This is a genomic window from Chryseobacterium sp. GTID13 (genome assembly GCF_056172655.1).
The window spans coordinates 356,614-377,271 of the sequence record NZ_JAOCMB010000005.1 but is presented as its reverse complement, the minus strand read 5'-3'; the positions used below and the strand labels follow the sequence as shown (position 1 = coordinate 377,271).

General features: G+C 38.1%; 14 protein-coding genes. 4 read left to right on the top strand and 10 right to left on the bottom strand.

Going from position 1 to position 20,658, the window contains the following annotated elements:
- Window positions 1-6: 6 nt before the first annotated feature.
- The 4 genes from N4G44_RS07625 to N4G44_RS07610 all read right to left on the bottom strand — a co-directional run bounded on the left by N4G44_RS07625 (window position 7) and on the right by N4G44_RS07610 (window position 8,131).
- Window positions 7-501 (bottom strand): RagB/SusD family nutrient uptake outer membrane protein, encoded by a 495-nt coding sequence (locus tag N4G44_RS07625; protein WP_474925683.1) that lies wholly within the window; start codon window positions 499-501, stop codon window positions 7-9.
- An 11-nt stretch (window positions 502-512) separates the two neighbouring features.
- Window positions 513-3,842, bottom strand: coding sequence for a SusC/RagA family TonB-linked outer membrane protein (locus N4G44_RS07620; protein WP_474925681.1), 3,330 nt, complete (start codon window positions 3,840-3,842; stop codon window positions 513-515).
- A gap of 6 nt (window positions 3,843-3,848) precedes the next feature.
- Window positions 3,849-6,431, bottom strand: coding sequence for a zinc-dependent metalloprotease (locus tag N4G44_RS07615; protein ID WP_474925679.1), 2,583 nt, complete (start codon window positions 6,429-6,431; stop codon window positions 3,849-3,851).
- 110 nt (window positions 6,432-6,541) lie between these two features.
- Window positions 6,542-8,131 carry a histidine kinase gene (locus tag N4G44_RS07610; protein ID WP_474925677.1) on the bottom strand — a complete coding sequence of 530 codons (1,590 nt, stop codon included), beginning with the start codon at window positions 8,129-8,131 and terminating at the stop codon, window positions 6,542-6,544.
- A gap of 522 nt (window positions 8,132-8,653) precedes the next feature.
- On the opposite strand from N4G44_RS07610, the gene N4G44_RS07605 reads away from it, so the two are divergent.
- Complete coding sequence (locus N4G44_RS07605; protein WP_474925676.1) at window positions 8,654-9,406, top strand: DUF6597 domain-containing transcriptional factor; 753 nt, start codon at window positions 8,654-8,656, stop codon at window positions 9,404-9,406.
- 24 nt (window positions 9,407-9,430) lie between these two features.
- A complete protein-coding gene (locus N4G44_RS07600; protein WP_474925674.1) occupies window positions 9,431-10,582 on the top strand; it encodes an FAD-dependent oxidoreductase in 1,152 nt (383 codons plus the stop codon).
- 138 nt (window positions 10,583-10,720) lie between these two features.
- On the opposite strand, the gene N4G44_RS07595 is transcribed toward N4G44_RS07600, so the two are convergent.
- The 6 genes from N4G44_RS07595 to N4G44_RS07570 all read right to left on the bottom strand — a co-directional run bounded on the left by N4G44_RS07595 (window position 10,721) and on the right by N4G44_RS07570 (window position 18,445).
- Window positions 10,721-11,929 (bottom strand): Ca2+-dependent phosphoinositide-specific phospholipase C, encoded by a 1,209-nt coding sequence (locus tag N4G44_RS07595; protein WP_474925672.1) that lies wholly within the window; start codon window positions 11,927-11,929, stop codon window positions 10,721-10,723.
- A gap of 15 nt (window positions 11,930-11,944) precedes the next feature.
- Window positions 11,945-14,254 (bottom strand): TonB-dependent receptor, encoded by a 2,310-nt coding sequence (locus N4G44_RS07590; RefSeq protein WP_474928297.1) that lies wholly within the window; start codon window positions 14,252-14,254, stop codon window positions 11,945-11,947.
- 11 nt (window positions 14,255-14,265) lie between these two features.
- Complete coding sequence (locus N4G44_RS07585; RefSeq protein ID WP_474925670.1) at window positions 14,266-14,790, bottom strand: carboxypeptidase-like regulatory domain-containing protein; 525 nt, start codon at window positions 14,788-14,790, stop codon at window positions 14,266-14,268.
- Window positions 14,791-14,951: 161 nt separating this feature from the next.
- The gene (locus N4G44_RS07580; RefSeq protein WP_474925668.1) at window positions 14,952-15,956 is read right to left on the bottom strand and encodes a helix-turn-helix domain-containing protein; all 1,005 of its coding nucleotides are present in this window, start codon (window positions 15,954-15,956) and stop codon (window positions 14,952-14,954) included.
- A gap of 541 nt (window positions 15,957-16,497) precedes the next feature.
- Window positions 16,498-16,989 carry a GNAT family N-acetyltransferase gene (locus N4G44_RS07575; protein ID WP_474925667.1) on the bottom strand — a complete coding sequence of 164 codons (492 nt, stop codon included), beginning with the start codon at window positions 16,987-16,989 and terminating at the stop codon, window positions 16,498-16,500.
- 112 nt (window positions 16,990-17,101) lie between these two features.
- Entirely contained in the window at window positions 17,102-18,445 is a 1,344-nt protein-coding gene (locus N4G44_RS07570; RefSeq protein ID WP_474925665.1) for an aminotransferase-like domain-containing protein, read from the bottom strand.
- Window positions 18,446-18,623: 178 nt separating this feature from the next.
- On the opposite strand from N4G44_RS07570, the gene N4G44_RS07565 reads away from it, so the two are divergent.
- Window positions 18,624-19,094, top strand: coding sequence for a GNAT family N-acetyltransferase (locus tag N4G44_RS07565; protein WP_474925662.1), 471 nt, complete (start codon window positions 18,624-18,626; stop codon window positions 19,092-19,094).
- Between the two features lie 739 nt (window positions 19,095-19,833).
- A complete protein-coding gene (locus tag N4G44_RS07560; protein WP_474925660.1) occupies window positions 19,834-20,559 on the top strand; it encodes a hypothetical protein in 726 nt (241 codons plus the stop codon).
- Window positions 20,560-20,658: the final 99 nt, after the last annotated feature.

The following is a 20,658-nucleotide window of genomic DNA, read 5'->3' as shown; positions in this document are numbered from 1 at the left end:
CAGCCTTTAAACTGATAGGAACTCCCTGTCCGCGGAAGCTGTAGCAGCATTATAAGGTTTTGCGTATAAATTAACCAAATCAAAATAGGAATAAGCACGCAGCGCATAAGCTTCTGCCAGAATCTGATTTTTTTCAGGAGAATCTTTCATGGTCTTCGTTCCTTCGTTGATTGCCTGGTTCAGGTAGAAAATTACTGTGTAGAAGTCTGCCCACTGGAATTCTTTTGTTTCAGCATCATAATTGCTGTCTTTCCACATAGCCAGCTCCCGATAGTACGGGAAATCGCTGTTATTTTCATCGATCGCCATCTCATCTGTGCGAAGCGCAGAAAGGGATTTATGAATAGGATATTTTGAATATGCGGATGTCAGTATTTTTCTGTAATCTTCAACGGTAACCGGAATCACTTTTCCTTCAGGCTGTATATCCAGAAAACGGTCACAACCTATACTTGTAAAGCTGATGGCTGCCAGAGCAATGAATGTAGTTATTTTTCTCATTTTTTCACTTTTTAAAAAGAAACATTAAAGCCGATTGTAACGGATTTGGCAATAGGCTGCGCATAAATATTACCATAGGTTTCGGGATCAAAATATCCTTTATACCCATTACTGAATACAAAGAGGTTACGTCCTTCCACACTCAGTCTCAGACTGCTGATTCCCATAGGGTTTGTAAATTCTTTAGGAAGGGTATATCCTAAACGGATACTACTGATTCTCAGGTAACTGATCTCTTTTGCCCATATATCAAGCAGACCATAAGTGTTGTTCGGACTGTCGGTAAGCCATTTGTTCCCCATCCATCCCGGATTGCTTTCCATATCAGGACTTGTTATGGCAGGAAGTGAAATTCCTGCTTCATAGATATCTCTTGTATAATTTCTTCCTCTGTCCAGATTCATTCCTCTGTAAGAAGGTGATCTCATCACTGTTTGCTTAAAGTTGAAAGCTGCTGAAACAGTGAGATCGAAATTATGGACTTTAAAGGTGTTTATAATCCCTCCGGTAAATTTAGGATCTCTGTCTCCAACGTAGGTAAAAAGGCTTCTCATTTCCTCAGCGGTAAGTTTCGTTCCTACTAGTTGCCCCGGAAGGAATTCTTCATACACATCATAGAGTTTAAAGAAATCTTCAATTTTTACTTTTTCATTTCCTTTCCAGAACATTGGATTCCCGTTCTCATCCATTCCCGCCGTTTTCAAGGCAAATACAGCATTTACAGGAAGCCCTTCCCTGGAAGGAAGCATTGAGTTCTGGCGGGGCTGCTCAGTAATGACGTTACTTTTATTATGAGCAAAATTGATGGTGGTAGACCATTTGAAGTTTTCATTATCAATGTTTCTGGTAGAAACTGCCAGTTCAAAACCTTTGTTGGTTAAGCTTCCCCAGTTCATCATCGTATAATTGAATCCTGTTTCAAGAGGTGTTTCTTTCATACTGATCATATCGGTTCCTTTTCTGCTGTATACATCAGCAGTAAGACTGATACGGTTCTTGAACAATCCCAGATCAAGCCCTAGATTCACATTGGTTGTTTTTTCCCAGCGGAGCTTATCATTCGGGGCAGTGATTACATTAATAATTTCTTCTTTTGTTCCGGGAAGAATGTTGGCTTCCCCATATTCCCCGATAAAAAACGGAGAGGTATTACGGTCAATATTTCCCTGTAGTCCGTAGGAAGCTCTCAGTCTAAGGTTGGAAATGGCCGTAAGATCTTTCATAAAGTTTTCTTTGGTCACTAACCATGAACCTGAAACCGCCCATATCGGCAAATACTTATACTTTTTATTGACTCCAAAAAGGTTGGTTCCATCATATCTCACACTTCCGAAAAACGTATATTTCTGATCATAGGTATAAGAAGCCGTCGCAAACATAGAAGCATAAGCGTTTTCTACAGTAGGCATTTCACGATAGGTTTCGTATTTTTTATCTCCGGCAAAATCAGAATTGGGAAATATAATCGGAGTTCCTGTTTTGGTAAGGCTGTTAAAACCAAAAGCTCTGGTAACCGTAGTATTATCTTCTGTTTTACGGATTTCAGTTCCGGCCATCAAATCGATCTCATGAACAGAATTGATTTTTGTACTGTACAACCCCTGTAATTTCCAGTTGTATTGATAGAAATCATTGTTCCAGTTTTGTTTAATATCTCCGGCAGGCAGGAAATAACGGTAGGCACCATCTTTGTAATAGCGGGTTCCTTCTTTCATCTTTCTGGTAAAGTAGGTTTCCTGTCCGGCATATTTTTCCGTCTTATTGGTATCATACTGAATGCCCAGCTGCGACGTAAACCTTAGGTTTTTGGTTGCTTTATACTCTAAATCTAATATAGCCTTCAATGAATGGTTCTTCAGCGTATAGTTCGTATTCGTTCTCTCTTCAAGGAAATTGAAAGGAATATAAGTATCTCCAAAACCGTCTATATCCTTATCATAGTTATAGCTTCCATCCGGATTGAAAGGATTCATATACGGATTGGCATTTCTTGAATAATTCACCGGACTGGCTGATGCATCTGCATCTGTCATAAACGATTCTTTCTCGCTTTTTGTACCAAAAACAGATATTCCGGCGCTTAACTTATCGCTTATTTTATAATTGTTCTTTAAGGTAAGGTTATATCTTTCAAAACCTGTCCCGATAGTTGTTCCTTCTTCATCAAAATATCCCAGTGAGAAATAATAATCTGAACGGTCGCTTCCTCCGGAAAGGCTTACTCCATACTGTTTGTTAATCGCATTTCTGTACAGGAGCTTGCCCCAGTCCGTATTATTGGCCCTTAAGCCATCGATCTGCTGACGGGTAAATGAATTCAATGCGCCAAGTCCTCCGTTTCTGTAAGCATCAAGCTGGCCGTTCTTCATTAAAATCCTCATCACCTCGCCTTTATCGGCACGGTACGTAAGGTCTGCACGGCTGGCAAGCATTAATTCCAAATCAACCTTTTCGGAAGCGTTCAGAAGATTTAGTTTGTTAAAATCAGGACGGGCCGTTACGAAGGTGTCTGCTGAAAAGTTCAGTCTCATCGTTCCTTTCTTCCCTTTTTTTGTGGTAATGGAAATCACTCCGTTGGCCGCTCTTGCCCCGTAAATAGCGGTAGCCGCCGCATCTTTCAGGATGGTAATATCTTCAATATCATTAGGGTTCAGTCCCGCAATAGAAAAGTTCTGAAGCTGGTCTATATTATCCTTATCACTGAAGTTAGGCACATCGTTTCCTTCCAACGGAAGACCGTCTACCACCCATAACGGGTCCTGGGGACCGGAAAGTGATGCTGTTCCCCTGATTCTGATCTTGGCGGGACCACCCGGAGCTCCTGTTTCAGGCGTTACTACTACTCCTGCTACCTGCCCCATCATCATCTGGTCTACACTGGCAACACCGGCCTGGTTGATGTTATCCATTTTTACAGTGGAAACAGCAGAGGTCTGCTTGCGTTTTTCAATTTTCTGGTATCCGGTAATGATGACTTCCTGAATCTTGTTTTTATCTGAAACTTCGGGAATCAGGTGTATTGTATAATTGGTTTTGTCTTCGCTGATCATGATGATCCTGGACTCATAGCCGGGATAACTGACCAGTACAGACTTGGTTTCTGCCGGGATTTCCAGGATGAACTGTCCGTTCTTATCCGTTACCGTACCTACGGATACGCTTTCAATAATTCCGTCCAGGTCTGTTTTGCTGGAAACGGACCGGGTTTCTATTTTTACAGATGCTCCTGCGATAACACCAGAGGTATTTTCGTCAGCAATTTTTCCTGTAATGGTTTTCTTTTCCTGGGCCAATGCTATCTGAGCCGCCAAAAGAGGTAAAAGTATTAGAGTTTTTTTCATAGCCGATTATTTATTTAAAGCCTCTTTTATCCGGATGATCAAGTCTGCATAATGAGCCCTGGAAGCTTCATCTCCTTTATATTCAGTTTTATACAATAGATTCAGTACCTTCTGCAGCTCCGCTCTCTTATAGGTGGTAACTTCGGATACTCTTTTCATGGACGAATAGTTGATATTCCTAAGATTTTCTTCTTCTCCATGGAAATTGCATATCGTTGGAATATTCAGGTTATTGTCCACTTTTAAAGCTTTTACAGCTGTTTTTTCAAATAATTTATTCACGGAAACAATGAGGGCATCCACATAGTTTTTCTGGGTCATTTTTTCAAGGATGGTGAGGCTTCCTTTCTTTTTGAAAATGGCTCCACGAACCTGGTCGAATAGGTTCTCCACGGTATAGATTTCTTCTTTTGAGCCGGAAACCTCATGCTTTAATTCATTTTCAAGCATTCTCAGCAATCGGTCATCCATAAACAGGGAGTAAATATTTCCGTACTGCATTCCCCTCGCCAAGGTATAGGGAGTTTGCTCGAACGGTCCCATCGGCGAATTTTTGACGGAATAGGTTTTCTCTGTGATGGGATTGAAGAACAGCCATTCCGGAAGATTTACTGCATTTCTGATCAGGTAATCAACGGCCCTTTTCTGAGTTTCTGCCGGTACTGCTTCATACGCTTTCTTATTGCTCCCGAAAACCGTATTGTTCAGGTAAATTCCGCCTACATTCGCCATTACGTGTCCTGTATACAGGTCCCATTGCCCTATGACTCCCAGATACAGCTTTCCTGCATCCGTGTATGTTTTTCCGTCTTCATAGGTCCATTTTAAAAGGTTATCTACAACGATTTTCAAGTTCTTTATTCCATATTCTCCGGCTTTCATAGCATCATCACCCAGGTCTTCAGACTGCGAACGCGGATCAATGGTTTCCAGGTAATTCTGCTGTTCACCATAGAAATACATAGGATCGTCCTGATGTTTTTCTATTAAATTTCTTAATGCTTTTTTCTCGGAAATTTCGTCCGGATACCAGCGGTAACCCCAATCAATTGCGTATTTATCATATACACCGATTTTTGGAGTGATGGCGGTAACCCCGTCTTCCGGCTGGGCTACATAATTATACCGTGCATAATCCATAATGGAAGGAGCCGTTCCGCCCATCTTATCTGTAAATTCTTTTGAGCGAAGAGACTCAACCGGGAATGCAAATGAAGCTCCCATATTGTGTTTCAACCCAAATGTGTGGCCTACCTCATGGGAAGATACAAACCTGATGGCCTCTCCCATATGCTCGTCACTGAATACATTTCCCCTGGCTTTGGCATCAACAGGCCCGGTCTGGATCCTCATCCATTCCTGAAGGGAAGTCATCACATTATGCCACCAGATGATATCCGATTCTATGATTTCGCCACTTCTCGGATCCACCACCGAAGGCCCCATCGCATTGGCCTTGGGCGAGGCAGCATATGTGATTACTGAATATCGTACATCGTCTATATCAAAATCTTCATCTTTATCATCAGGCATTTTAGCGATTACCGCATTTTTAAAGCCTGCTTTTTCAAAAGCCGCCTGCCAGTCATATACTCCAGCGATGATTTTTTCGCGCCACTGGATCGGGGTTGCAGGATCTATATAATAAACGATAGGTTTTTTGGGTTCTACCAGCTCTCCTCGCAAGTATTTTTCTTTGTCTTCATCTTTGGGTTCCAGCCTCCATCTGGTAATGAACTGTTGTTCATCCATTTTTTGCTGGCGGTCGTTGAAGGTCCAATGCTTTTCACTGAAGAAACCAACCCTTGGGTCTGCAATTCTTGGCTGCATCGGTACTTTGGCTAGCAATACGAGGTTTGTGGTCACGCCCAGTGTTACCGGAAGGTCTACGCCTCCCTCATTTACTGAAGTCGTCAGTTGGGACTTAACAACAAGGTTCTGAGGAAAGGTTTTTACTTTTTCGATATAGGAGAGGTTGGATTTTACTGATCCGCCAAGGCCTACATTGGCCAGAACATCATTGAAGCTTTTCTGGTTTCCGTCAAAAATCTTGTTGACTTTAATGGCTACAGAGGTAGAATCGTTATTCTGGGCCTCAATATCAAAAACCTCAATCACGGATTCTGAAAAATTGTCTTTCACAGATCTTGTGATGGCATCGTTTTCAGGAGATGACACCCGTGGAACGATCGTTTTCACCCATACTTTTTTAGCTACGGTATCGCGGTAAAAAGAAATGACTTTGTTTTCATAATTCATTCCTTTATTGAGTCCGGCTTCGTTTACCTGCATCGGTACCTGCGACAACTTATTCACAACCAGAAACTGGCGCCCCATCAGGCTGTCCGGGATCTCAAAATAAACATCGGTTTTCACCTGGATGGTATTAAAAAGCCCTTTTTTGTAAGTTCCTTTTTTCACCAGGTCTTCAATTTTTTTTGCTTTTTTTGAGGAAGATTCTGTTTTGTCGGTTTTTTCTTTATCGGTTTTTAAAGTGTCTTTTTTCTGTGCAAATGCAGCCGGAGAGGCTAAGGCGAGTCCTAAATACAATGCCAGTCTGTAGTTCTTCATTAAAATAGTCCTATTCATTCCAAATTATTACATATCTCAGTTTCAGCTGCAAAACTAGAGGTAAAGAGATCATTTACATATTAATAAGGAGTGAGAGGTGTATTTTCGGGAGTGAGTGGATTATATTTTTATTCAATTAGCGGTAAAAAGCATATGAAATATTCACCATTTACAGATATATTAACAGAATCTTTATTAAAATAATCATAAACCTGATTCAAATAGTCAATTCCGAACTTCTCGCCCTGAACATTTTCACCGGTTTTGGGCTGCCATGTATTTCTGATGACAATTCCACTATCTTCCACGGTAATGGTAATTTCCAGAGGATGGTCTATGGTGGCTATATTGTGCTTTATTGCGTTCTCCGTTACCATCTGAAGGGACAGATACGGAATTCTTTTTTCTAAACTTGAAGGCTGAGCAATGATAATATCAAAGGTGAGCTCTTCATCAAACCTGCTTTTCAGGAGTTCCATATACTGCTCGATAAACCTGATCTCCTGCGCTACGGGAACAATATTTTCCCTGGGTGGAACAATAAGGTAGCGATAGATTTTAGAAAGGTTCATGGTAAAGCGCTGTGCATTTTCCTTATTGATTCCGATCAGCATATACAGGGAATTCAATGAATTAAAAAGAAAATGCGGGTTGATATTATTCTTGAGCTGCTGAAGCTGGTTTAAGGCTTCCACACGGTGCATTTTTTCGTTTTCAATAAGGAGCAGGTTCTTTTCGGACTGTATTTTTTCTTTTTCCCGATAAGCCAGTGCGGTGAATCTCTGAAAAAGAATGAAAACCGTTACAATAAGGAACAGAGCGGCCAGAAATATGTAAACAGTATAGGTTTTTGTTTTGTTTACGCTTTCATCGATCAGGAAATTCACATGGTTTACCACTGCGTAACCCTCAAAGTTGTCTGTTTTTAAAGGTTTTATAAAGCGGGTAACTTCTACATTCAGGTATTCGGAAATGGTGCTTCCTTCTGTATAACCGGATTTTGTTTTGGCAGTTAAGGTATCCTGCGGTTTAATGTTTGTAAAATCAAAAATATTCTTCCCGAGGTATTTCTGGTCGGGATGGGTAATGCAGATGCCTTCTTTGGTGAAAACATAGGCATAATTGTTGGGCGTTTTGTCTAAATTGATAAAGTATTGATGGAGATCATCCAGACTTACCGCCGAACCGTAGTACAGGATATCTTTCTGAGGCAGTTTCAGAGAATCGTAGCTTACCCAATAGATGCTGTCTTTGGGCGTAGTAATCAAAAAATCACTGAAATGCCCTGAGCCATTGTTTTGTATTTTGATATACTTTCCTCCTCTATCTTTCTTTGTGAATATTTCAGATAAGGCACTGCTGTTTTCAGATTTTCCGGAAGTTCCATGATAATAGGAATACCAGCTGTACGGCAGAAGATTCCGTTTTCTGTTCAGGTCATTGAGGACAGAGGAATATTCTTTATAGTTTTTCAGACCGTCTTTACGAATCAGGGCCCGGAGCAGGTATTGATAATCTTCAATATTCCTGAATTCTTTTTCTATGGTTTCATATTTTCTGAAAAAGGTTTTCCGGGCAAATTCTTCATTGTTTTTCCGGCTGTCGCGGGTAATGAGAATACTGAGTACAGCAAATGCCACCACCGCAATGAAGCATACGGATGCAATGGCTATATAAATAGATTTCCGGGATAGAATATGTTTAAAGTTGATATTCAATTGTTATTTATTATGTCTTTGGGCTTAAAATCGAAGATCCACATAGCCAAACAAAACGATCAAAGTTTAAAACTGAATCTTCTGTTAAAAATGATTTTCGCCGACCCATGCAAAAAAACAGTTCTTTTAAACTTTTAATGGAATTACCTCTTTTTTCAGCGAAGAGTAAGGAATCCGAACCCGAACTGCTACAACAAGTAGTTTTCAAGACTGCCGCAACCGATCACTCTGCCAACTCTCCTGAATAACGGATATATCGTGGTTTTTAGTGGTGCAAATATAGAATGATTTTCAGTGATCACAAAATTAAAAAAAATTACCCTTACTATAATTTTTATGAAAACCACTTCGTAGATCAGAAAAGACTTGTCAATTAATATGGGTACAGAATTTTAATTATCTTTAACAATCAGATATGATCTTAAAAGTAACCCAAGGTGTTCATAATATATTGAAAATTCAATAAAAGTAAAATGTGAAAATGTAGATGCGCTTAAGTCGTTAAATAAGCCAGCCAGAAAAATGAATGATATCCCTCAACATAAGCTCGTCAAACCCGATCCGTCGATTGCCGATTTCGTCTATTGTTTTTCATCGATACAGAACCTGTCTTCTATTACCGAAGGCGTGATTATTCCGAACGGGAAAGTGGATTTGTCTTTTTACAAAAATTCAGAGGGTCAGTTTCATATTTCGCTTTTAGGTCTGGAAACGAAACCTAAAATCACACCGGAACAAAGTATTTCAACTTTTTTTGCCATTAATTTTAATCCGCTTGCCGTAGAATATATTTTACACCACTCTATCGCAGATATCCTGAACACAGGAAAATCTTTACCTGATAATTTTTGGGATTTCAATATTGATGATCTGAACGATTTTGATTTGTTTTGCGAAAAAGCCACCCGAAAAATTCAATCGCTTTTGCCAAAAGAAATTGACGACCGGAAACATCAATTGTTTGAATTGATTACGGCAACCAACGGCGAGATTTCAGTGAAGGAACTTTCAGAAAAAGTGTCCTGGAGCGCAAGACAGATCAACCAGTATTTCAACCAGCAATTCGGGCTTTCATTAAAGGCATATTGCAGCATTCTGCGTTTCCAGGCTTCTCTTTCGCATATCAAGGAGGGCAAGCTTTTTCCACAGCTGAACTATTACGACCAGTCACATTTTATCAAAGAGATCAAAAAACTTTCGGGTGCCTCGCCCAAAGAACTATTCAAAAACAAAGACCGCCGATTTTTACAATTTTTAGTGACTGACAAGAAATAATTTTGCAGCATCAATTTGAAAATTATGCTTATACAAAATAAAAAAATCGCCATTGTAGGCGGCGGACCTGCAGGCTTAACCTTGGCCAAATTATTACAAATGGAAAATGCTGACGTTAAAGTCTACGAAAGAGATTTCAACAGGAATGTCCGTGTACAGGGTTCCACTCTGGATCTTCATGAAACAACCGGTTTGGAAGCTTTGAAACGGGCAGGTCTGCTCGATGAATTTTACAAGCATCACCGCCCTGAAGCAAGTAAAATGATATTGGCGGATAAATCGCTCAACATTCATTTCGACGACCGCAATTTTGCAAAAACTATTTCTGAAACCCGCCCCGAAATTGACCGTGCGCCATTGCGTGACATTCTATTAAATTCTTTACAGCCCGACACCGTTGTCTGGGACAGCCGTTTTATTTCTATGGAAAAGCAAAACGATGGCTGGCTCCTGCATTTCCGCAACGGAACAAGCGCTTATGCAGATTTGGTCATTGCTGCCGACGGAGCCAATTCAAAAATCCGTCCTTACCTCAGCGACCTTAAAGCAATTTTTTCAGGTATTACACTGATTCAGGGTGATATTTACGAAGCAGACAAAAACACATCCAAACTTTTTTCTTTTGGGAAAATAATGGCTTTTGATGACGAAAAAATGCTGGGTTATGGTACAAAAGGCGATGGCTCCATTATGTTTATAGTGGCATTCAAAACTTCTGAAAACTGGCTTTCCGAAAGTAACATTGATTTCAGTAATAAAGAACAGGTGACCGACTGGTTTAAAAAGGAATTTTCAAACTGGAGCGAAACCTGGCAGGAATTATTCACCAATGAAAGTGTACACTTCACTCCACGTCCGCAATATTATTATCCGTTCGATCAAACCTGGGAAACACAGGAAAATTTAACAATGATCGGTGATGCAGCCCACAAAATGCCGCCATTTGCAGGCGAAGGTGCCAATGTAGCCATGCAAGACGCGTTTGAATTAGCCGAATGCTTAACAAGCAATACGTTCCCTGATATCAAAACCGCCATCACTCATTTTGAAAAGGATATGGTGATAAGAGGAGCCGCAGCAACACAGGATACCCTGGAAAATATGGAAAGAATGTTCTCAAAAAACGGATTGGAGCAAATGGCTTCGTTTTTTAATCAGGTAGAGCACAAAATCTGATGGTCAATTTTTATAATTCTGTTCAAAAGTTTTAAGCCAGAAGCAAAAACGGTTTATCAGCAATATTGATAAACCGTTTTTATTATTTCAGCAGCAATACGATGCAGAATTCTTTTTTTATGTTTTAAAGTTCAGCATTTATTTAGGGCAGTTTCCCGGAGAATTCACAGGGTTGCATCTTGCCGTTTCACCATTAGGCATCGTTACAAAATAATCTGTTCCATAGGCATTTCCTTTCCTGAAAAAATCTGTGGAAACTACCTGTGCCCCGCTGCTGAACGCCGCTTTTTCTCTTGTCCTGTCGTTTACTTTTGCTTCATACGTTTCTATGTCTGAACGGGTCCTAACAAGGTATCCTTCTTTTACCAGCTTCTGAATCTCATTTTGTCTTACAATGGCGTTGTCATAAAGTACAAAAGCCGAATAATCTTTGCCCGGAGCAGATTCTATGAACATCATTCTTCCTTTAAGGTTCGGATGCCCTGATAAATAAGGAGATTCATTATTGCTGATCCCGGCACTTGAAGGCAGCAGTATAAAAACAAATTTTCCTTTTGAATCATTTACCGTCGGCCAATTATGGTGAAGTACCGCTTCATTGAGGGTTTTGTATCTTCCTTTAACGTCATCCGGAGCAATGATCTTATCTCTTCCCAATACGGAAAGCACTTCCTGATCCAGATCGTCAAATGCTTTCTGATCGAATTTAAGCACTTCTGCAGCATTGGGGAAAATAGGAAGTCCGGAATCTTTGGCTTCGACCTGGATGAAAACAGGAACATGATCAGGATTTTTGTCGGACCAGTCTTTCAACGCCTGAAGAGCCTTTTTAAAAGTGGTGTAATGGGTTCTGAAATCCAGGTCCGCAATATGCATTACTTTGAAACCCGGCTTATCCAGATCTTCCGTAGAAAAAGGTGCAAGATCCGTTACTCCTTGCTTTTTCAGCATTTCGTAAGAAGCTGGTTTATTGAATCTGTTTCCTGTAGGATCATAATAAACATCAATTTCAATATTCCTCATACCGGCATTAAGCTGCTCGTTAAAATCGGGATGATTATAATTTAAGGCCTCGGCAAAATCGAGTCCGTTGGGATGATATTCCTGAAATTTAGCCTTTTCTTCCGCAGACATATTATCAAAAAAAGAACCTTTGAATTTCTCCATAATGCTGCCTGCCATTTTTAAAACTTTGGGATCTACCGGTTTTGCATAGCTGTTGTGGGTTCCCAGTACCTGGATCTGGTTAATTTTCAAATCTTTCGGATATTCGCTGAACTCTTTTTTGTTCTGCGCCACAGCCCATACCGATAGCAATCCGAATGTGGATAGTATTATTTTTTTCATGTTAAAAAATTTAAATTAAAAGTTGAGTGAAACTCCCATCTGTCCGCGGAAGCCTGTATAGGAAACACTTTCTGTCCTGTCCTGTTTCCCGTGATAGAATCTGTTGGGTTCGTTGAAAAGATTATTAAGCTCGGCAAAAAGCCTTATTTTCTTTGAAATGGCATAAGAAGCTGTAGCATCAAGGGTAAAGTTTTTATCAAACCACTGATAATGGTCGGGTCCGGCCAGAGAACGGATAGCATTGAGGTATTTTCCTTTATAATTTCCTGCAAACCTTATCATCAGCTTATCCGTTTCATAGAAAATACTTGCATTGAAAATGTGCTTTGCCTGTTTGGGTAAAGTGGTCTCGATTTTTTCTACCACAGCCCCGTTATATACAGGTATTTCAGTTTTTGAATCTACAAAAGTGTAATTCCCTTCGAATCCGAAATGCTGCAAAATGCCCGGTAATTCTGTAAAACGCTTACTGAAATTGGCTTCGAGACCAAACAGCCAACCTTTCTCTAAATTTCCCGGTGAGCTTTTAAGATATACCAGCCCGTTCCTCTGTTCCGTTGTCTGATCCTGATAAATGATACTATTAAGGCTTTTATAGAAACTTCCCACAGAAATGATCCCTAAATTGGAAAAATATTTTTCAAACATCAGATCAAAACTGTTGGCGTAAGTAGGTTTCAACCCTGCATTACCTTGTGTAATGGTCTGAAGGGCATCGTTGATCTGTAAACCTGGGTTAAGGTCACTGAAGTCCGGCCTTGCAAATGACCTGGTGTAAGAAGCCCTGAAAATGGTATTTTCATCCAGATTATATTTCATATTCACCATCGGCAGGAAGGCATTGTACGTATTCTCTTTTTCAACCGGTTCCGCGGCTGTAGTATTTCCTTTTATGACCACACTGTTTCCTTTGAAATTTGTCACATTATATTCATTCCTGAATCCTCCGATCACGGTTAATTTCTCAGTGAGCCTGAAATTTCCCATCACATACGCCGAGTATACATTTTCTTTTCCGGAATAGGATGCAGCAAGATTGCTTGCCGTATTGGCGCCCTGTACATTGAACATCGTATTATTGGCCATAAATTCCGGGGTATACATCTGATCGATCTGCCCGTTGGTAATCTGGTTGATGATAACATTGTTGTAAGGCTGCCCCACAGGGTTCAGAAATCCTCCATTAAAAGCGAAATCTTCTGTCTGAAGCTGATTCAGATAAACAAGAGGGGCTGATCCCGGTATTCCCATAAGCTTTGAAGGCATCCATACGTAGACACTTGAAGCAAAATCTTTATCTTTATCAACTAATTTTCCTCCGGCTTTTAAATTGATTTTGTCATTAAGCCTGTAACTGAAATTAAACTGGCCCCTGTAATCCCTTTCACTGTTTTTATTCCTGCTGATAATAGTTTGATAAAGGTAGATCTGAGCAGGATCCAGTGCATTTAAGTTATGGGGCAGGACAACATCGGAAGCGTCACCGATACCGTCGGGAGAATCCATTGCCAGGTATTTTAATCCGTCGGCTGAGAGGTTTCCATAAGTCATATTCTGCCTGAACAGAACAATCGGATAGCCTCTTTCGTCTTTGCTCAGATTTTTGGGAGAATTGAACTCAAAACTTGATCTTGATTTTACTAAAGACCAGTCGAGTTTTAATTTATCCGATAATTTGTGTTCACCTCCAAGATCAAAGGAATAAAGATCGGTAACATAATCCGAGTGTCTTGCCTGAAGCTGAACATTTTTTGTATTGAAATTAAAATAGGTTTCACGAACGTTCTGACCGTCAATGTATTGACTGTACAATCCTTTGAAATAAAGCTTATTGTTTTTATTGATCTGATAATCCAAAGCCCCGTTGAAGCCTAAAGTTCTTCTCTGCGCAATATAATCCCTCAGCTGTAACTGGTTGATCGAAAAAGATTTAACCCTGTCTTTATTATTGAAGTCGTATACCATCTGGAAATTATCTATCCCGGTGTCCCGGCTCCATATCACAGCAGAAGTAATGAATCTCAACTTATCTGTGATTTTGTTTCCATATACTACGGAAGCATTGTAGCTGGGAGATTTGGATTGATTGACAAAACCACCTGCCACATTTACAGACAGTGTTTCTTTATTGACAGCTGTTTTTGTAATAAAATCTATCGTTCCCCCGATGGCGTCCCCATCCATATCTGGAGTAAGTGTTTTTGATAGCTTTACAAACTGGATCAGTTCCGAAGGAAAAATATCCATCTGCAGTCCCCTGTTGGCATAATCTCCACTGGCACTTGGCATTCTGTTTCCATTAAGCGTAGATGAGCTCCATTGGATAGGCGTTCCTCTTACAGCTGCAAAACGGCCCTCCCCATATCTCTTTCAATGGTTACGGCAGGTAATCTCTGGATGGCTTCTGCAGCATTTCTGTCGGGAAGTTTTCCGATGGCGTCGGAGGCCAGAACATCAGAGATTGTTTCGGAATTCTTTTTAATATTCAAAGCCCTGGCCTGGGAAGGCTTGTAGGCGGAAGTGATGACAACGCCTTCAATGCTTTTTGTATTTTCTTTATTTTCCAGGACAATAACTCCTAAATCTGCAACCTTAGGATTCGCGGAGGTATCAATATCAACCGTTTTATCGGTATACCCTTCGTAGGTTACAATAATAGAAGCAGAACCTTCAGGAATGGTAATATTGAAATTCCCCTGATTATCTGTCAGAACAAAGGTTTTCTTGTCATGAGTCAGAACTTTTGCCTGCGGAAGTTTCCCCTGTGAATCTTCGATCTTTCCGCTTACCTGGATCTGTGCATAAGATTGTATTGAGGCAAAGAAAAGGGCAACGGCCAAAGTAGATGTTAGTTTTTTCATTTTTACAGATGCTTTTATCTGCTGCAAAACTATTCTGACTTTCATTTTGAAAAGTTCATCTGGATTAAGATGAACTTATTTCTATAAAACAGACAAATAAACAAATGATTATCAAATATTTAACCCATTTTAATTATTTATTAACGAATAAAAACCAAAAGTTAATAATCGGGATGGAATTCTTTTTCCCTGAGAATTTTCCTGCGGTAATCGTTGGGATTTACCCCGGTTTCCTGTTTGAAATATTTATAAAAAGTAGCTTTGGACCTGAAACCGCACTGGTAATAAAGTTCACTGATCTGCTGCTCCGGGTTTTGATTGATCTGCTCGATAAATTCCTCAATGCGGTACTTATTGATGAGATCGTAGAAAGTTGTCTCAAGGCCTTCGGAAATACATTGGGATAAATGATTTTTGGAAATATGGATCATATTGGAAATATCATCCATAGTAAGATCTTCTTTGGTGTATATTTTCTTGTTTTTTAATAGCTCAATTAATCTGTTGTTGGTATTGGCTATATAATCTTTACTCAGGACAGAACTTTTGTATTTTCTGCTTTTTTTATGTTCTGTCGAAGTTTCCGTGACCTTATTGACATCTATGTCATTATTTTTCGCTACAGGAAGCGGCTTATCTATTTGAGTGAGACGGATCAGAAAAACAAACTGTACAAAGAAGGAAAAGGTATAAATCACCCGCAAAAGCTCCCTGTCTACCAATCTTCCGTACCCACAAATCATATAGGTAAGAACTAAAGTAAGCACAAAACATAAAAACTGGATAAACAGTTTCTGAAATGCATTTTCCTTATTTCTGTGCCTGATCTGCTCAGTAATTGTAATTGCAAGGTAGCCTACCCAATAAAAGGGATAAATTTTAAAAATCCACAAATAAAACCGGTGAAAACTCTGGGATTCCGAACCGATAAATACAACAATAATGTTACAGATAAAAACTACAAAAAAAGGAAGAAAGTGAAAGTAATTTTTCCAGTTAAATTCATATTTCAGGACAAGCCTTCCTGCAAGAAACAGCAGCGGTCCTTTCACAAGGCGGAAACTCGACGGATACTGATCGATCAGAAAAGTGCTTCTGTGCCCTAAATTGAAGATAAAATATTCGCAAAGAAGATCTAAAGTTACCATTACTATATAGAGTATCAAGAAAATATTTTTCTTTGAATTTTCTTTTTTAATCAAAAAAAACGAAAGAACAGCTTCTAAAATTACAGCCAAAAAAGCCCCGGAAATTTCCATAATGAATCAGTAAAAAATTTCCGAAAAATAATCTTTTTAGGCAAGAATACTGAAAATGATGAGTTAATAAAACATTAAATATAATGCCAAAATAAGGCTTAATAAAGTAGAGTTATCTTTCTTTTTGACAATGATTTGCCTATCGACAGGATTTATGGTAAAAAAGAACCTGTGTTTTTTATCCAGTTCGTTTTCTCAATAGGACACGGATAATCGTTATTGCTAATCTTTCAACAAAAAAGCCTTTAAATACTAAGATTTAAAGGCTTTTGGTTTCTAACCTGGCGGGGAGAGAGTGAGCCCTATCGAACTACTTCTACCATTATTATCCTTCTTTGAAAGTATTAAGTAGAATAAAAAACTGTATGTATTTAAAAGTAAAGTAACATATTAGTGTTGTGTTGCTTTACTTTGTTAATTTTTAAACGATTGAATTACCTTATTGTTACTAGGTTTTTTTCATCAATATTTCTATCTGTGCATCATTATATATATGTTTGTCAAACTCTACAAATCCATTCTTTTTATAAAAGCTTATTGCTCGTGGATTTTTTCCCCGAACCCCTAACCATACATATTTAGCGGAAATCCCTTTTGCAACTTTAATAGCTTCTTCATATAGTATTTGTCCAACTTTTTTTCCGTAATACTCCTTAAGAACATAAATTCTTTCAATTTCAAGAGTCTGCCCATAATGGAACTCAGTTTGAGACTCTCCAACATTTATTTTTAAATAGCCCACAACTGCTTCGTTATCTACAGCAAAGTAGAACTCAGAATTAACATCCAACAGCTCGTTGGATAATTTGTCTAATGAAAAGTTCTGTACGTACTTTTCAATATTTTCAGGAGCATTACTTTCTGCAAAAGTTTGTCTACCGATTTGTTGCAGTTTTAAAATATCATCTGCTTTGGCCTTAATAATTTTAATATCTTTCATTACATTGTTATATCAAAATTATTCAAATTTAGAACAGAAATAGTTTACTATACAGACCAATTAAAATATACTAAGTAGTCCATTTATTTCAAATAGTATTACCAAGGTCTACTTATAGCAAACCTTTTAGAATCTTTACACTTTGTTCGAGCTGCTCTAAATTGGATGATGCGAAGCCAAGACGAATTGCATTTTGATTAAAACCAGGATAACAGTGTATTTTACCATCTGATATATACAGACCTTTGGTATAGCACTTTTTTGCTAAACTCTCAAGATTTATATTTTTATTAAATTTTGTCCACACCGTCATTCCTCCTTCTGGAACTGAAAAATCAAGCTTTTCTTCCAACTCATTTTTTAATAGGTTGCAGAAATGATCACGTCTTTGCTGGTATATTACCAAAGCTTTCCTTATGGATCGTATAACAGTCCCATCATTTAAAATATCTGCCATAGCATTATCTAAAATATGATCGCCTTGACGGTCAAATAAAATGCGCATATTAGAAAGATAAGCAATTACATTTTCTGAAGCTACCAGGTATCCCATTCTAAATGCAGGAGAGAAACTCTTACTAAATGATCCGCAATAGATAACCATCCCGTTTTCATCTGCACTTGCGAGGGGAAGCAGAGGACGATGATTGTAATGAAAATCAAAATCATAATCATCTTCAAAAATTATAAAACCATATTTATTAGCCAAACGAAGCAACTCCAATCTTCTGTCAATACGCAGAGATACAGTAGTCGGATAATTATGATGGGGAGTTACATATACCATTCTCACTACTTTTTCTTTGCATATTTTTTCTAGTTCATCAACAAGAATCCCATGCTCATCAACAGGAATACCAATATGATTGGCTTTAGCCAGCAAAAAGTTATGTTCGGCTCGTTGCCAACCCGGAATTCCTGAAACAACAATATCCCCGGGTTTAATCAGTGCCGTACAAACAAGATTTATCCCCATTATTGTACCACGGATAGAAAGAACATTTTTTGGAGAAATTTTCAAACCTCTTGTTTCATTTAAATATTTTGTTATCGCCAACTTATAAAACTCCGGACCGCTAGGAAAGCCATAACTACCAAATTTTTCATATAACCCACTACGGGTCAGCTGATTTCTGTAAGCTCTATATAATTCCTTTAAAGGTGCTAATTTAGGATCCAGTTCTGGTATATGTGACGATATAAATGTCCCACGACCAATAAAACTCTCCAACCAACCTTGCATTTCTAATTCATTGAAAGCCTTGGATACGGTGACCCTATTCAAATTAAGAAGTATTGCCAGTTCTCTTGACGATAGTAATTTCTGTCCTGCAGTAAGCGTACCATCCCTGATCATTACAAGTATTTGATCTGCCAGCTGAAGATATATTGGCCTTTTAGTTCGTGAATCAATTTTTATACTTCTAAATAGCTGTTTGATAATTGGACTATCCATTTTTATTTTATTGGATTACATATGTATTCCAATATGAATCTAATTTTGTGCCATTATAAATACATGATTGTATTCAGTAATACAGATTTAATTTAAGAAGACAATCAAGGGTTTTTTAGGAGCCAAATCAGAAATGATATTACAATTAATAAAGAATTATTAATAACAATTAAATACTATGAATATTAATTTTCAACCACATTTAGAAACAGATAATGTAGATCTTTATCCTTTAAGAGAGGAAGATTTTGAAGAATTATACCTTGCCGCATCTGACCCTAAGGTATGGGAACAGCATCCGAGTAAGGATAGATGGAAAAAAGATATTTTTAAAATATTTTTTGACGGAGCAATAGACAGTAAGGGAGCATTTCGTATTGTTGATAAAACTACCGGTAGAGTTATAGGCAGTACTCGATTTTATGATTACAAAGAAGATAAAAGCTGTATTTGTATAGGATATACTTACTATGCGGTAGATTTTTGGGGAAAGAGAATTAATCCGGCTGTTAAGGCTGCTATGTTAGACTATATTTTTCAATTTGTAGAAAAAGTAAACTTTCAAATTGGGTCAGATAATATCAGATCGCAGATTGCTATTGAACGCTTAGGAGCAAAAAAATCGATGAAGAAGAAATTACATATATAGGAGAACAGCCTTCGATGAATTATATCTATGAAATTACCAAGAAAGATTGGGAGCAGTTTATCCTTAACAACAATCAATAAAAATAAAGCAAAACAAAATTTCTGTTATTTTTACTGGCTCCTATTTCTTGATTATTAATATTAGACTGGAGATTTTTTAATATGGCCAGTAATAGTTTAAAAAATGAACATTCTGATATTATTTATATTCTCAATGCACTTTTTATGTGCTTCATTTCCTCCAACAAAACCAAACTTTGGGAACTGAATTTACCTTCGAGCTTGGAGAATAGAGAGTCTATGTATCTAAAAATAGTGCAAAGTACATTAGGCTTGGCGCTTGTTCAGGAAATCTCAGAACAATTAGTTTGTATAACAAAAATGGGTTTATTGAATTTGACAAATACGCTTTTGGCTCTTTAACGGGCAAAGAAAATCTCATCCAGTATTTTTTTGAATGTCTGAAAAATCCAAATATTTTCTATAGCCAAAAACTACAAATGATAGTTTTTGATAATTTTTGGTAGCTAATATTTTTTTCTTCTATAGGGGCAACACAATATTTTTGCATGCATTTAAAAATTATGATTTCATAATACTGTCCTTTTTAATGAAATAGGTTGATAGTTTATAGAATAACTTCTTCAGGACTTTTACAAAGCCGTCCTAACATAATTTAATTCTTATGTTTTCCAATAAATCATAAAACAAATATGAATCAGAGTAAAAAAATAAACACAATGCTACTCATATTACTTACATCCATCAATATTTTCGGACAAATCGGAATAGGGACGGATAAGGTAAATCCAGGCATTATTTTACAGATTGAACCTAATCCTCAGCAAAACAACAGTTACTTTGGAGGAATTTTATTCCCAAGAGTTGCACTTACTGCTACGGATGTTTTTGCTCCTGTAACAGGAACAGCGACTACTGGACTTATAGTATACAATACAATAAATAGCGGAACAGGCAGTAATGCAGTTGTTCCCGGGTTTTACTATTGGGACAATACCAATGATACTGCGACAGAAATGGGTAATGCTCCAAACAATGCTTCCAATTTTATTAACACAATTGTAGGGAGTAATATAACAGATGCTGTAAGCTCTGCTGCAGGGCAAGGTTCACCAGCTAGAACTACAGATCAAATTACTCTCCAGCCAGGAGTATATAAAATCCAGGTAAGGTTGGTTGGAAGCTTTGGAGGAAGTAATACCAACAACACTATATTTTTAAAAAGTATAGTTAATAACAATGAGTATTCATTGGTTAACTTATCCAATTCTACGAATCAGGCGCAAACTTATTATTTTGATGATTACATAAATATAACTGGAGTTGCTCAGACAGTAGATTTCACTGTTTTACCAGTATCAAACAGTTTTACCATCTCATCAAATCTTTCCCCCGGAACCGGAAATTCATATAGAAGCCTGATTTTAATACAGCGATTGAGGTAGCACTATACAATAAACTAAAGGTATTTTTTACACAAAGCTACAAGCAAGGGGGCAAACACTTTCACCTTAACAATGAATAAAAGTAAATCAAGAAAGTGT

Coding starts and splice junctions, on each gene's coding strand:
- N4G44_RS07625 (WP_474925683.1), bottom strand. CDS start 501: ATGAGAAAAATAACTACATTCATTGCTCTGGCAGCCATCAGCTTTACA.
- N4G44_RS07620 (WP_474925681.1), bottom strand. CDS start 3,842: ATGAAAAAAACTCTAATACTTTTACCTCTTTTGGCGGCTCAGATAGCA.
- N4G44_RS07615 (WP_474925679.1), bottom strand. CDS start 6,431: ATGAATAGGACTATTTTAATGAAGAACTACAGACTGGCATTGTATTTA.
- N4G44_RS07605 (WP_474925676.1), top strand. CDS start 8,654: ATGAATGATATCCCTCAACATAAGCTCGTCAAACCCGATCCGTCGATT.
- N4G44_RS07600 (WP_474925674.1), top strand. CDS start 9,431: ATGCTTATACAAAATAAAAAAATCGCCATTGTAGGCGGCGGACCTGCA.
- N4G44_RS07595 (WP_474925672.1), bottom strand. CDS start 11,929: ATGAAAAAAATAATACTATCCACATTCGGATTGCTATCGGTATGGGCT.
- N4G44_RS07585 (WP_474925670.1), bottom strand. CDS start 14,790: ATGAAAAAACTAACATCTACTTTGGCCGTTGCCCTTTTCTTTGCCTCA.
- N4G44_RS07575 (WP_474925667.1), bottom strand. CDS start 16,989: ATGAAAGATATTAAAATTATTAAGGCCAAAGCAGATGATATTTTAAAA.
- N4G44_RS07570 (WP_474925665.1), bottom strand. CDS start 18,445: ATGGATAGTCCAATTATCAAACAGCTATTTAGAAGTATAAAAATTGAT.
- N4G44_RS07565 (WP_474925662.1), top strand. CDS start 18,624: ATGAATATTAATTTTCAACCACATTTAGAAACAGATAATGTAGATCTT.
- N4G44_RS07560 (WP_474925660.1), top strand. CDS start 19,834: ATGCTACTCATATTACTTACATCCATCAATATTTTCGGACAAATCGGA.